The sequence below is a fragment of the Zarconia sp. genome (assembly GCF_057467645.1).
Genome location: NZ_JBRJXU010000046.1, coordinates 16578 through 30403 on the forward strand (window position 1 = coordinate 16578; position 13826 = coordinate 30403).

At 52.4% G+C, this 13826-nt stretch carries 14 protein-coding genes; 3 read left to right on the forward strand and 11 right to left on the reverse strand.

Annotation, left to right across the window (positions count from 1 at the left end):
- Positions 1-526 precede the first annotated feature (526 nt).
- Both AC2215_RS06450 and AC2215_RS06455 read right to left on the reverse strand, forming a co-directional pair.
- Positions 527-1300 (reverse strand): sulfite exporter TauE/SafE family protein, encoded by a 774-nt coding sequence (locus tag AC2215_RS06450; protein WP_486809144.1) that lies wholly within the window; start codon positions 1298-1300, stop codon positions 527-529.
- A 253-nt stretch (positions 1301-1553) separates the two neighbouring features.
- Positions 1554-2171: a hypothetical protein gene (locus AC2215_RS06455; RefSeq protein WP_486809145.1), complete on the reverse strand. Its 618-nt coding sequence runs from the start codon at positions 2169-2171 to the stop codon at positions 1554-1556.
- A 107-nt stretch (positions 2172-2278) separates the two neighbouring features.
- On the opposite strand from AC2215_RS06455, the gene AC2215_RS06460 reads away from it, so the two are divergent.
- Complete coding sequence (locus tag AC2215_RS06460; RefSeq protein WP_486809146.1) at positions 2279-2713, forward strand: hypothetical protein; 435 nt, start codon at positions 2279-2281, stop codon at positions 2711-2713.
- A gap of 46 nt (positions 2714-2759) precedes the next feature.
- Here the strand turns inward: AC2215_RS06460 and AC2215_RS06465 are convergent, their stop codons facing one another.
- The 6 genes from AC2215_RS06465 to purE all read right to left on the reverse strand — a co-directional run bounded on the left by AC2215_RS06465 (position 2760) and on the right by purE (position 9070).
- The gene (locus tag AC2215_RS06465; protein WP_486809147.1) at positions 2760-3044 is read right to left on the reverse strand and encodes a YggT family protein; all 285 of its coding nucleotides are present in this window, start codon (positions 3042-3044) and stop codon (positions 2760-2762) included.
- Between the two features lie 351 nt (positions 3045-3395).
- Positions 3396-3722: a ssl2009 family thylakoid membrane protein gene (locus tag AC2215_RS06470; RefSeq protein WP_486809148.1), complete on the reverse strand. Its 327-nt coding sequence runs from the start codon at positions 3720-3722 to the stop codon at positions 3396-3398.
- A gap of 155 nt (positions 3723-3877) precedes the next feature.
- Entirely contained in the window at positions 3878-5083 is a 1206-nt protein-coding gene (locus tag AC2215_RS06475; protein WP_486809149.1) for a 4-hydroxy-3-methylbut-2-enyl diphosphate reductase, read from the reverse strand.
- A gap of 146 nt (positions 5084-5229) precedes the next feature.
- Entirely contained in the window at positions 5230-6063 is an 834-nt protein-coding gene (locus tag AC2215_RS06480; RefSeq protein WP_486809150.1) for an SGNH/GDSL hydrolase family protein, read from the reverse strand.
- A gap of 488 nt (positions 6064-6551) precedes the next feature.
- On the reverse strand, positions 6552-8057 hold the full coding sequence (locus tag AC2215_RS06485) for an ammonium transporter (RefSeq protein WP_486809151.1): 1506 nt from the start codon (positions 8055-8057) through the stop codon (positions 6552-6554).
- A 488-nt stretch (positions 8058-8545) separates the two neighbouring features.
- Positions 8546-9070 carry a 5-(carboxyamino)imidazole ribonucleotide mutase gene (purE, locus tag AC2215_RS06490; protein ID WP_486809152.1) on the reverse strand — a complete coding sequence of 175 codons (525 nt, stop codon included), beginning with the start codon at positions 9068-9070 and terminating at the stop codon, positions 8546-8548.
- Between the two features lie 297 nt (positions 9071-9367).
- On the opposite strand from purE, the gene nagA reads away from it, so the two are divergent.
- Positions 9368-10546 carry an N-acetylglucosamine-6-phosphate deacetylase gene (gene nagA / locus AC2215_RS06495; protein WP_486809153.1) on the forward strand — a complete coding sequence of 393 codons (1179 nt, stop codon included), beginning with the start codon at positions 9368-9370 and terminating at the stop codon, positions 10544-10546.
- Here the strand turns inward: nagA and AC2215_RS06500 are convergent.
- Entirely contained in the window at positions 10543-11247 is a 705-nt protein-coding gene (locus AC2215_RS06500) for an HhH-GPD family protein (protein WP_486809154.1), read from the reverse strand. The two genes, nagA and AC2215_RS06500, sit on opposite strands and share 4 nt — an antisense overlap.
- 105 nt (positions 11248-11352) lie before the next feature.
- On the opposite strand from AC2215_RS06500, the gene AC2215_RS06505 reads away from it, so the two are divergent.
- Positions 11353-12081: an SIMPL domain-containing protein gene (locus AC2215_RS06505; protein WP_486809155.1), complete on the forward strand. Its 729-nt coding sequence runs from the start codon at positions 11353-11355 to the stop codon at positions 12079-12081.
- Here AC2215_RS06505 and AC2215_RS06510 read toward each other — a convergent pair.
- On the reverse strand, positions 12047-13495 hold the full coding sequence (locus AC2215_RS06510) for an ATP-binding protein (RefSeq protein WP_486809156.1): 1449 nt from the start codon (positions 13493-13495) through the stop codon (positions 12047-12049). The genes AC2215_RS06505 and AC2215_RS06510 overlap by 35 nt on opposite strands.
- The coding region (locus AC2215_RS06515; RefSeq protein ID WP_486809157.1) for a hypothetical protein at positions 13492-13826 on the reverse strand (335 nt) is incomplete at its 5' end. The genes AC2215_RS06515 and AC2215_RS06510, both read right to left, overlap by 4 nt.

Genomic DNA, 13826 nt, shown 5'->3' on the forward strand with positions numbered 1-13826 from the left:
TATTCTTTGACGGACTTGTATCGCAGTCGCCCTGACTAAGCGTGGATCTGGGGTAATTTTGATGAGTAGACGCCCGCGCGAACGAACTAATTTTTCTCATCTTAAATCCGACTTTATAACCCCTTTATAAAAAACAATTATTTTTTGTGAATGTAAGAATCAATAGCGATTTTAATATAGCAGTATTCAGTTAGGTTAGGACAGTCCGAGCTAACATGAGCGGAGCATATTTTTTATCTTTCTCCCACCGCGATTGCCTGCTCGCAGTCACTTGTGTCCTAACGCAACTGAATATGGCGATCGGTGGGGTATAAGAACCGGATTTGGGTCGGTAATAGGCGCGGTTGCTATACCCGCACAAACAGTTATATCTATTCCCAAGGAAATCTCAAATCAACAGTTTTTGTCGCGCAACATCGACATCTTCGAGTCTGGAGTGAAGCAAGCGCGAATCTTCAGGATAGGAGTCTCCAGTGCCGACCTTGGGCAGATCGAATCTATTCAACGCGCAAACCGCCAGGCAACATCACATCATCTGAAAGCCTTTGAAAATCGTATAAGCCGCCATTCCCAGTAACAGCAGTCGAAACGATCGAGCCACAACCGCTTCCGGTAGTTTCGGCAAGAGTCGAGTCCCCAACTGCGCCCCGAGAACCCCGCCAATGCCCAAACAGAGTCCGGGTAACCAGAGGACGTTGCCACTGTAGCCGTGGCGGGCAAGTCCAGATGCGGCAATGGGTACGATCGCCCCCAAACTATTGCGAACGGCTAATTTAATCGGAACATCCAGCAGCAGCATTTGTAGGGGAACCATCACCACACCGCCACCGACACCGAATAAACCCGAAAGCAATCCCGCGAGCAAACCAATGCCGGCAAATTTTGGGAGAGAGCGCGATCGAGTAGCTTCAGGCACGCTTTCTCGTTGCAACTGCCGCCGCAATCGCATTAAATAAATGGCCGCGAGTTGCAATCCGGCAAATCCAAACGCCAATCCCGCAGCCGGCAGGCGATCGCCGAGTATCGCCCCCAATTGTGCTGTCGGGATTCCCCCCAACGCTAAACTTAAGGACGCCCAAACCTGCAACTGACTCGCTTTCCAATTTCGCCAACTACCGGAAATGGCACTGAGGAATACACATACTAAACTCGTTGCCGTCGCTTCCAGAATCGGCACTCCCCACACCATCAGCACCGGCACCATCAGCAAACCTCCGCCAATGCCCAAAATTCCAGCCACGAAACCCGTACAGGTTCCCAGCAGCATCAGTAGGATTGAGGAGAGAAGGTTAACGTTCAAAACTTTTAGATTTTAGATTTTAGATTTTTGGGAATGGGGAATGGGGGATGGGGGATGGGGTGTGGGGTGTAGGGAAAATTTATCTCCCTTGTCTCCTTGTCTCCTTGTCTCCTTGTCTCCTTGTCTCCTTGTCTCCTTGTCTCCCTTGTCTCCTTGTCTCCTTGTCTCCCTTGTCTCCTTGTCTCCTTGTCTCCTTGTCTCCTTGTCTCCCTTGTCTCCTTGTCTCCCTTGTCCCATCACAGTGTGGCGACTGCTATCCACTTCTAGCCCAGCGCCAGTTGTAGCGATTCCACTGGTAAATCCCTTGAACTTCGTATTCCGCCCCACTCTTGAAGCGAATCCTACAGTTGGTGTACCGAGTTTCCCCATCTTCCACCTCCCAAAGTCCCACCACCGTACACGGCAGCCATTCTTGCATTTGGGGGTCGTCGTTTTGAATCCAAACCCAGAGGCGGTTCGAGACTTCCAGGCGATCGCCCACCTGTAGGGAAAATGCCATTCCATCGAGTTCGTTTTCGTAAGCTGCCAGATGCTGCGGTTCGACGCGCGCGAGCCATTCAACCCCATAGGAGTCACGGATAAATTGTACCGTCCCCGAATTGTTTTCCTGCAACCAGTCATCAAAAAGAGTGGCTTTCCAGAGGCGATTTTCTCGTTCCTGTTCCTTGACAAACCGCAGCAGTGCTTGGCGCTGTTCCGGGGTCAATTCATCCAGGGGGTTGAGAACGGACGGGCGATCGCTAAATGTATCGCTCAGTTGTCGCGCGACTTCGATGGCGATCTGCTTTTGCCGTTCGCTCAGGGGATACCCAGCGGCATTACACGCTCTGAATGCCGCTTGGAGAAAGGCTTCAAGTTCGGCTGGAATCATAAGTACGAGACCGCGCTTGACGATCGCACTTCGCGGTAAGCTGGGTATTATCGGGGGTAGCCCATCGATGGTTGGCGATTCCCAATTGCTGTTCCTAGGCTGTTACCATGACTGCACTTCGAGCTTTGAAAGTTACGGTTGTTGCTGGCATCATCGGCATTTTGTGGTGGATGACAACACCGGCTGCACTGGCTCTGGTTCCGATCGAACTCTCGAATCTATCTTATCGCGAATGTCCCCCGGAGTTATCAGATGGAGCCGTTACGAGCGGTTCGACTTCCGCTGCCAATTGTTTTTTGGTCACGGGTAAAGCGAATAATCGATCGGGCAAACCCGTCATCAATGCCGATATTTTCGGTCGCATCTACGATGCCAACAATAACAACGTTTATCCCAACCGAGGTCGCGTTGGAACGATTGATGAAGTTCCGCCAGGAGTGAGTGAATTCCAATTTAGAATTTCGGTAGCTGCTACTCAACCATTGCCTTTACAACTGAAAAGATTCAAAGCATCTGGATTTGTCGGACGAGTCCGCCGTTAGACACGATCGGCCAGACTGAGGGGTCTGGCTCGATACGCACAGCTTTCTAGAAACCGACGGCAGGTGCTGCTAAAGACGCTACCAGACCTTGCACGAATTGCAGCAGGAAAATCGCGATAATCGCTGAGAAGTCAATACCGCCGAGGGGGGGAATAATCGATCGGAAAATATTCAAATAGGGATCGGTTAACTGAGAAAGGATGGAAAAAGGCGGATCGAACCAATTTACATTCGGGAACCAGCTCAGCAAAATCCGAATAATCAGCAACACGAAATAGATATTCAGGAAAGCGGCGGCTGTGGTAACGAGTAGTGTAATTGGGGAATTCATAGACAAGTTTCTAGGCTCTATTAAAAGAGATTCTAGCTTAAAATTGCCATGCTTCTTTGAGACAACCGAGGACGGTTTTCCCCTCATCGAAGCTTCCAAGGCGCGATCTCAAGTTCGGTGAAACACTTCTAATTCCGGTTCAAGTCAGCTTCGGGAGGCAACGAGAGCTTGGGGAGCATCGGGAGAGAATTGCCGAAGAGATTGGCACCTGTTGCACCGAGTTGTCACAAATTATCCGAACTCGATCGTAAAGCTCGATGAATCCCCAGATCGAGTACAAGTCGCTCGTGCTCGTTGGCGTGTCATTCAATCTCGATCGAACGAACCGAACTGACGTTCATTTGACCCAGTTTAAGTTTCTTCGGAAGTGGAGGTTTCTTTCGGACTTCCCGAAGCATTACCATTGACGCTGTGAAGTTGGTGGCGAACGTCATCAATGGCTGCATTGAGTTGGGCGATCTTGACTTCTAAGACTTGACGAGCAGCTTCGATCCCCTCTTCCCCTTGAAATTGTAAATCTTGACTATCCCCATCCGACAGGCGATCGTCTCCGAACTTCACATCGTCTGTCGGATTGGTGCGACGGGATGCCAGTGCGGCTCCGAGCACCCCTCCCAAGAGTCCGCCAATCAGCGCACCTGCCACAAATCCACCGGAAAAACCCTCTTGATTGCTCACGAATCTTTCGATCCCCATCAAAGCTGCAACTCTTAGTTTAGCGGTTGTGGGGAGTCTGAGGAAACTCTTGGGGGTGGGGGAGGCTTGGGAGGCTGTGGGGGCAAGAGGTCGCTAATTTCTCCCGTTTCTCCCGTTTCTCCCGAGGCTCCCCTCTGTCACACCAACGCGGCTGCTTTGAGGGCGAAAATTTTCTCGATCGTGTCTTCGACAGACTTATCGGGAGTTGAAGCCCCAGAAGTGATTCCGACGACGATCTCTCCTTCGGGGAGCCAATTTTGAGTCACTTCGAGCTCTTTAAAGAGAGGCTTGTGTTCGATCCGATTTTCCGGTCCGATACGATCGGCGCTATCGATATGATAGGAAGGAATGTTGCGATCGATGGAAATTTCCTGGAGGTGAGTAGTATTGGAGGAGTTGAATCCGCCAATCACGACCATCAGATCGAGTTGTTCTTCCACTAAACTCAACATGGCATCCTGGCGTTCTTGGGTGGCATCGCAAATGGTGTTGAATGCCAAAAAATGCTGGTTAAGGGAGATCGGACCGTATTTTTGCAGCATTGTCCGCTCGAATAGTTTGCCAATTTGCTCGGTTTCGGTTTTGAGCATGGTGGTTTGATTGGCAATGCCGATTTGGGCCAAATCCCGATCGGGATCGAACCCTTCAGAATGGGCGTTGGCAAATTTCGCCATGAACTCCTCTTTGTTTCCCCCGTGGAGAATATAGTTGGCGACGTATTCGGCTTGTTCGAGGTTGAGGACGACGAGATACTTACCGGCAAAGGAGGTGGTGGCGAGGGTTTCTTCGTGCTTGTACTTGCCGTGTACGATCGAGGTATAGTCTTGCTTTTTGTGTTTTTCAACGCTGTTCCAAACTTTAGAAACCCAGGGACAGGTGGTATCGACGATCGTGCAACCGCGATCGTTGAGTAACTGCATTTCCTGTACCGTTGCTCCAAATGCCGGTAAAATCACCACATCTCCAGCTTCGATACCGGAAAAATCTTTTTGTCCGTTTTCCACAGTAATGAAATGCACTTGCATTTCTTTGAGGCGTTCGTTCACGCCAGGATTGTGAATGATTTCGTTGGTAATCCAGATGCGCTCTGTAGGAAAATGTTGACGAGTTTCGTAGGCGATCGCCACCGCCCGTTCTACCCCCCAACAAAAGCCAAATGCTTCGGCTAGGCGAATAGTAACGTTGCCGCGTTTGAGGGTGTAGCCGTTGGCTCGTATTTGAGAAATCAGAGAACTTTCATATTCGGTTTTGAGGGTCTCGGCGATTTCGGCTTCCCGTCCAAATCCGCGACGGTGGTAGTTTTCAGATTTTTGCAGCGATCTTTTAAATGCTTTAGTATCCATGATGTTCTAAGCGATTGACGCTCAAGCGGCTAACCTTAAAATATCAGGGAATTGGGTTGAGAGGGCAGGGGTAGCTCTCAGGGGCTTGGGAGGCTTCGGGGGCTTTGGGGACTCGATTTACTCCCATTTCTCCCATTTCTCCCTCTTCAATCCAAGGGAGCGAGTTCGAGATCGCGATACAATCCCAGAGCCGATCGCCACACCAAGTAGCCACGCTCGTTGAGGTGCAATCCATCGGTGGTGAAATCTAAGTCGAGATTGCCCTCATCGTCGGTAAATAAGGGAAATAGATGGAGATACTTCGCTCCTTCTGCGGTGGCTAACTGTTCTAATTCTCGGTTGAGTTCTCGAATGCGATCGTTGGGAATCTCCAGAAGGCGATCGCGTCCTTCCCAAGTCGCATTTTCCGAGCTGTGGGGTAAAATCGATTGCACGACAATTTCCGTATTGGGATGGTGCTGGCGGATATCGCGAATAATTTGCCAGTAATTATCGAGGATCGCATTATCCTCAAAACCGCGAATGAGATCGTTAATACCGATGATGATGAAAATTGCATCCGGGTTGGTGTCGTCGAGCAATTTCAATCGTTTGTATAACCCTTCAGTGGTCTCTCCAGAAATGCCCTGATTTAACCAAGTTGTTTCTGGTGGTAACAGTTCTGGGGGAAACCATAGGGCGATCGAGTCTCCTGCTAAAACGCTCAATCGTTCTGGAGATGTGGCGGCAATCGCTTGGGCTTCTCGGGCCAGAATATCCACCCACTCTTCGTAGGTGAGCTGATGCCGGGGTCCGAGTTCCGACTTGATTTCTGGGGCTTCGTCGGTTGGGGTTGGTTCGGTCGCGGACGCTTCAGCTTGTCCGGCACGGGTCCACTCGGATTGTTGAAGCAATAGCAAACTCACCGTCAGGCTGAGAATCGCGTTCGTGGCCAGGGAAAGAATCACCCAAGGAGGTAAGGTCTTCGATCGAGTAGACACTAGATTCAAACACAACCAGGCCCGATAGAAATTTCAGATTGCCTTGAAGCCGGCTGACCTGGATACTTGTAAATCCTACAGCGAGTTGAGGGGAAAAGAAAGCTCTTGGGCGATCGACCCCATTTGAATCTGCCAGTCTTCGACCCCAATCAACCCACATCTGAAGGAACTTCGATAATCCTTAATCAAATCGAAAATCTCGATGGCTAGGGGAAATTGACATTGTTGACAGATAGCGCTTCATCATCAGTTTATTTACACGATTGAAGAAATCGGTTTTTTCCATTCCCCATTCCCCGTTCCCGATGACGGAAAATGTGTAATGACACCAGCGCGAACTGCGACAACAAAAAAGTGCAGTTGACTGGAACTGCACTTTAGTCGATCTCACTTAGAGGAAATTTGAATTTTAGCCAGAGACGAGCATCCTACTCTGGAGTTAGAAACGAGCAAGACAATCGCACTCCGATCTGGCAAAATGCAACCGGTTAGATGAGTTCGCTGCCACCGCCGGGAACGTTCCCCGTCACCGCAGCCGTCGCACCCATCTCAGATTCTTTGAGGAATCCGTGGTAGGCTTCCATGCCGTGTTCGCCAATATCGAGACCTTCGAGTTCTTCTTCCGGGGTCACTCGGATACCGCCGGTGACGGCACCGATGGCGTACCAGAAGATAACGCTCGCGAGGACGGTAAAGCCACCGATGGAGAGGATACCAGCGATTTGAGCTAAGGGATTTGTGCCCGGATCGAAGATACCAACGGCAAGGGTTCCCCAGATACCGTTAACCAAGTGAACGGAGGTGGCACCCACCGGATCGTCGATTTGGATGCTGTCGAAGAAAGAAACGGAGAAGACAACGATAATACCGCCGATTGCCCCAGTTAAGACCGCAGCCCAGTAAGGCATGGCATCGCATCCAGCGGTAATCGCCACCAAACCGGCGAGGATACCGTTGATGCTCATGGATAGGTCGGGCTTCCCATCTTTAATCCAAGAGGTGAAGGTTCCCGTTACGCCACCGGCTGCTGCAGCCAGGTTGGTGGTAACGGCGATATAGGCGATGTTGCTCGTGGCTGCAAGTTCGGAACCGGGGTTGAAGCCAAACCAGCCGATCCAGAGAATCAAACACCCAAGGGTGGCGATACTCATGTTGTGTCCGGGGAGAGCGCGGGGTTCGCCATCTTCGTAGCGACCGATGCGGGGTCCGAGGATTGCTGCCCCCACAAGGGCTGCCCAACCGCCGACGGAGTGTACCACCGTCGATCCGGCAAAGTCGTGGAAACCACCGGCGACGGTACCCAACCAGCCGTCGCCACTCCAAACCCAGTGACCGGTGATGGGGTAGGAGATTGCCGTGAGTAAAAGGCTGAAAATCAAGAAGGAGGAGTACTTAATCCGTTCGGCAACTGCCCCGGAAACGATCGTCGCAGCGGTGGCGGCGAAGGCGACTTGGAACAGGAAGGAGACGGAAATGGGCAATCCACTCGGGAAGGGATCGAGACCGTAGGTGGCCGGATCGCCACTGCTGAGTCCCCAACCGCCGAAGCCGATGAAGGCGTTACCGTTACCCGCACCGTACATCAGGGAGAATCCGATCGCCCAGTATGCCACGGTGGCGAGGGCAAACACGATCAGGTTTTTGGAGAGGATGTTGACCGCGTTTTTCTGGCGGCAGAAGCCCGTTTCGAGCATTCCGAATCCGGCGTTCATGAAAATCACCAGGACGGAGGCGACTAAAATCCAGACGGTGTTTAAGACCCCCTGAACGTATTCGGCATCGCCGACGCTAAACTCGATCCCTTCAATTCCTTGAGGATCGGCGGCGGTGGCGGCTAAGTCCCACACCCCAACAATCAGGGCAACTAAGGGAATGCAAGCAAACCAGTATTTGGGGAATCGCCGGGTGATGGATTTGAGGCGATCGAAAAGTGAGACGCTCGATCGAGACGGTCTCCTCCTCTTGCGTTTTGTTAGAGCTAACTTAGATGTCATGGTTTGACGTTAAATTTGTATGAGCTACACGGTTTTCCGGTCATCTCGGGTCGCGCTGATGGACTGATTCCAAAATCTTGAGTGGGGAATGCCATCGATTCCACACCGACGCAACAATCTCCATCGAGGTTTTAGAAATTTGCGCGCCCCTGAGCTTTCAAGGATTGCGCGCTTCCACCCGCTCTGCCACTTACTGCTGTGAGGAGTGCGTCTTGTCTTGGGGTGCCGTGGCAGGCTGACTTGAGTTTGTGGGACGCGCGAATCGCTTTCATACTGTCGCTCCTGCTGAGAGAAGGCTGCAATATTACCGGCTTCAGTCGGTCCCGAACTTTTGGCCCCGAACTCTCGTACTAAGTCCCCCTGATTCCACCAATTCTTCCCGCATCATTTCTGTATAAATTTATACTTTTTTTGCTCTGGAAAACAAAAATTTAGAAATTTCGGGGAATATACTGTAATTTTCACCTCAATCTTCCACTCCCTCGGACTTACATCTGAGCGATGTAGGCACGATGACCCAATTCATCAAGCCGTTCTTGCTTGTGCAACACGGACTCTGCAAGACTTTGGCGGTATTGCTCCACACGATCGAGCAGATCGGATTGATGGGTGGCTACAATTTGAATCGCCAGCAGTCCGGCATTTTGAGCGTTACCGATTGCAACGGTCGCCACCGGAATGCCGCGCGGCATTTGCACGATCGAATACAAGGAATCTACACCCTGAAGATGACGGGTTGCAACAGGGACACCGATAACGGGTAAGGGGGTTAGTGACGCTACCATTCCAGGCAGATGAGCTGCTCCTCCCGCACCGGCAATGATGACTTTTAAACCGCGATCGCGAGCAGTCTTGGCATACTCTACCATACGATCGGGGGTGCGATGGGCCGAAACAATTTTGACTTCAAAAGGAACCTCAAAATCTTCACAAACGGAAATTGCAGCTTGCATGGTGGGTAAATCGGAATCGCTGCCCATGATAATCCCGATCGAAACTGGGTCTGAGGTCATCAGTTTTTTACTCAACAATGAGAGGTTAGCGTAGCCCAGAATAACCCAAATCTGGGGGGATGGGGTGTAGGGTTTAGGGTGTGGGGTTTGGGGTGTGGGAGGACGCGGCGATCGAGCCGCAGGAGGCGGAAAAGGGAGAGAGGGAAAAGCTTCGTCACTAACCCATTGTCAATTGTCGATCGTCCATTACACTCTTCCTTTTCCTCCGAAGCCCCCGAAGCCCCTACAAACCATTGACCCAATCTACATCCTGTGGTGGAGTACTAGTGGGATGCATGAAGGAAAATCGAGCTTTCAATGAAGTGGCAAATTATCAATGCCAGGGTGCCTGGAGACCGAGGCCTACAGCAGATCTCGATCGACGATCGCGGATACGTGCAAACGATTCGAACCATGACACTGACGCGCGATCGCCAGGTTGATGAAGAGATCCGAACGATTGACGTGGCAGGAGATTGGGTCTCTTTAGGGGGTGTTGACTTGCAAATTAACGGGGCGTTGGGTGTCTCGTTTACTGAGATGACCCCCGAAAATGGAGCCAGCCTCAAACAAATCTGTTCGTTCCTATGGGAGCAAGGTGTCGATGGATTTTTACCCACCCTCGTCACCACCTCGATCGAAAATGTCCATCGCTCCCTACGTGTTTTCGCCGAGTTTATGGCAAGCATTCCCGAAGAACAACCCACCGCTCGCATTTTGGGGGTTCACCTCGAAGGACCGTTTCTCAACCGCCAAAAACGCGGCGCGCATCCCGCCGAATATCTTTTACCTCTGAGTGTTGAAAACGTTCGGAACCTGCTGGGGGATTACGGGAGTATTGTCAAAGTCATGACCCTCGCGCCCGAACTCGATCTCACCGGAGAGGCGATCGCTTATTTGCGCGGTTTGGGGATTACTGTCAGTTTGGGGCACTCCCTGGCCACAGCAGAAGAAGCCCGACGTTCCTTCTCGCGGGGAGCATCCATGGTGACTCATGCCTTTAATGCCATGCCCGGTCTCCACCACCGCCAATCGGGGTTGCTGGGGGCGGCGATTACCGAACCGGACGTGCGTTGCGGTCTGATTGCCGACGGTCAGCACGTTTGCCCGACAATGTTACAAATTTTGCTTCAGGCGAGCCAGTACGAGCGCGGAATTTTCCTGGTCAGCGATGCCCTTGCCCCCTTAGGACTTGAAGATGGCATCTATCCTTGGGATACCCGCGAGATTGAAGTCACAAACGGTACGGCGCGGCTGCTGGATGGAACGCTGGCGGGGACGACACTGCCACTGCTGGCTGGGGCGCAGAACTTGGTCCGGTGGGGTCTGTGTAATGTCGAACAGGCGATCGCGATGACGACGGTGGCTCCCCGGCAGGCGATCGGTTTGAACTCCCCCATCGGTCAACCGGCCTATACACTGTTGCGTTGGCAGTTAACGACCGATGAGAGCGTGGGTGAATCGCTTTTGACTTGGGAACGGGTATTTTCTGATTAGGGGTGTGGGGTGTAGGGTGTGGGGTGTGGGGTGTGGGGTGTAGGAGAAGGGACATTGACATAAGTACATCGCGGCGAGAGGGGGCATCGATCGCACTGAGGATTGCGAGCGGTACAAACCCCTGCCCCAAAATCAAGCAATGTCAGGTTCCAGCGTCCGACGTATCGTGCCGGTGCCGCTTCGTCCGCAGCGGCCCAAAGTAACTTACACCGGGATTTGACTCGTTCCCCTTGCAGTCCGAAAAATCGCTCCAAAATCCGAGCGACGTTGGTATCGAGAACGGCGGCGCGGCGGTTGAAAGCGCCGGCAAGAATGGCACGCGCCGTATATTTTCCCACGCCGGGTAATTTCAGCAGTCCGGCTTCCGTTTTGGGAATTCGACCTCGATGGGATTGCAAGATGATTTGCACGGATTGGCTCAATCGTTCGGCGCGAAAAAATAAACCGAGGGGTTTCAAGATCGGTGCCACCTCTTCAACGGGGGCTGCCGCCAGTTGTTCGATGCGAGGATATCGATCGAGCAGGGCTTCGTAGATAGGAGCAACTGTAGCGGCGTTGGTTTTTTGCAGCAGAAATTCGGCGACAAACAGGTGGTAGGGGTCTTGAGTATGCCGCCAGGGAAAATCGCGCAGATTGTCTGCAGCCCAACGTTGCAGTTGGCGACGAAACCATTGGAGTTTCTTAGGTTCGAGGTGTGTCACGATCGTTGGCTTCCAGGGGAGAGTTCGGATCGATCGTACCAATTTCAGACCGACGGGAAAGCGATAGAGTAGAAGATACAGATTCCGTCTGCGAGCGTATTACCCATGCCCGTTTCCCGCACTGTTGTCACCTCAATTTTGGCTCTGTCTCTGGCTGTACCCCAGACTCTGCTTCCTCGATCGCAGGTTGTTTTGGCTCAAGAACAAATGCCGAATATTTTAAGCGTTAGCGGACAGGGAATCGTGGCGATTCCGGTTTCCCTGGCTCAAGTGCAGTTGGGGGTCGAAGTTTTCGCCGAAACGGCTCAGGAGGCACGGGAGCAACTCGAAGCCAAATCCGAAGCGGTGATGGCTCTTTTGCGATCGCGCGATGTCGAGCGACTCGAAACGACGAGCCTTCGCTTCAATCCAGTGTACGGTTCCCGGGATGAAGAGCGCATCCTGACAGGTTATTCCGCCCAAAATATTCTCAGTTTCCAAGTCTATCTCGATCGGGCGGGAATTATCGTCACCGAAGCCCTCGAGGCTGGGGCAACCCGGATCGATCGCATTGGCTTTACTGCATCGGATGAGGCGATCGAAACGGCCCGAACCGAAGCATTGCGCCTCGCAACCAGAGATGCCCGCACTCAGGCGGACATCATTTTAACGGAACTCAACTTAACACCCCTCGAAATCATCCGTATCGACGCTCAGGCGGGAGAACCCCCCGCACCGATGTTATTGGAACAAGCCCAGTTTTCTGCCACAACGCGCGGCGGTGGTCGGAGCGTTCCGATTTCAGGCAGCGAGCAACAAATTAGAGCTTATGTGACCCTACAAGTTCGCTACTAACCGGGGTAACGCTGGCTTTGGCCTTGGCTTCAACGGGCAAGCGGTTCTGAGCTTCCCATTGCTTGAACTTATCGGCTTCGGCCAGGGCAGGATTAATGCCGAACCAACGTCCGTTTTCATCCCGATATTCAAACAGGAACATACTCCGCAGTAGGAGTTGATAATCTTCATCCCCCTGGATGCTTTGCTGTTTGACGGCCTCGAAGAGTAACTGCCATTCATCATCGCTAATGGCGGCAATCAAATCGTCGCGATATTCTTTAATCACGTTTTCCACCGTCTCCCGCGAAATGGGCGGATCGTCTTGTTGCAGGCAGCTGTAGAGCAAGCCGAGGGAGTTGCGAACGTGACCGCCACTGACGCGGCAGAGGCGATCGAGGGTTTCGATCGAATCAAACACTTGAGTGCATTGCGCGAGCCTCGCTTCCGGTTCTAAGGTGGGGAACGCTCGCGCGAGAAGCATTTGCCGCATCAAGTCCATTCCCGACGGGCAATCCCCCCCGTCGCGCACCCGTACGGGAACCATGGGGAGTACCTTCGGTTTGACACCAAAGCGACCGATCAGCCGTCCGATATCGTTGGAGAAAATTAACGCCAGGGGAATGGTGTAAACCAGATGGCAGTTGAGCTTTTTGAGCTGTTCGCCGCGATCGACAAATAGATACTCCGGCTGGGTGCGTCCGGAGGCTTTGCGAGTACTATCGAGGCGATCGAGGTTATCGACAATCACGACAATGCCCTGTTTTCCCTGGCGCTTGAGCTGTTCGGTGGCCGGTACGAGCAGTTCGTTGTTGATCGTTTCGAGAATGCCGTTGGTGCGAGGTTCTAGATACTGCCGCAGTTGGGAGCGCAGTTTGGGGCTATCTTTGGCTTTAGCGGTAATTTTGCCGATGCCTCCGGGCAGAGAATACTCCACCCCCGTCTCTTCCCCAGCCGCAACGGTTCCAAAGCCCGGAATGGAGGCTTCCCCGCTCAGAGCAATGGGGGTATTGAGCAAATCGACGGCCCCTTGGAGAAGGGATTTGAATCCGCGCGGTTGCAGGTGGATATTTTCCCGTTCTAAGCTCTCGCTGACTTGACGGGCGATCGCCATTAGGATGTCGCTAATATCCACATCGGCCATATCTAAGTCTTGAGAAGACTCGAAATAGACCACGTGAAATCCTTTTTTTTCGAGTTCTGCTTTGAGGCGAAACAGTTCCGTGGATTTTCCACAGCCGATGTGTCCGGTGAACAGCTGACAGCTCGGATCGTCAGAACCCAGAAGCGAGATGGTGCGACCCAACTCCCGGACAATATTCGTGCCTCGAACCTGGGAAAAGTCGATGTAATACTGACGGTCTTCTTTATCGCCAACAACTAGCGTTTTACTCGGATTACAGGCTTTAAAAAATTTGGGTAGGTTAAAGTTCATGCTTCAGAGTTGCAAGTCGCAAAGTTGGGTTCTTTTCTCGATCGAGACCGCACTGTCGTTCTATTGGCTAACTTGGCACAGGTCACCGGGCTGTGGGTAGGGGGGTTATGGGTTTGGGGGGTGACGCCATCTTTAGCCGTTTCGGGAGTTTTGGAGGCATCGGAGGCTAAATTTTCTCCCCTTGTCTCCCTTGCCCCCTTGCCCCCTTGTCCCCTTGTCCCCTTGTCCCCTTGTCCCCTTGCCCCCTTATCCCCTTGTCCCCTTGTCCCCTTGTCCCCTTGTCCCCTTGTCCCCTTGTCCCCTTGTCCCCTTGTCCCCTTGTCCCCTTGTC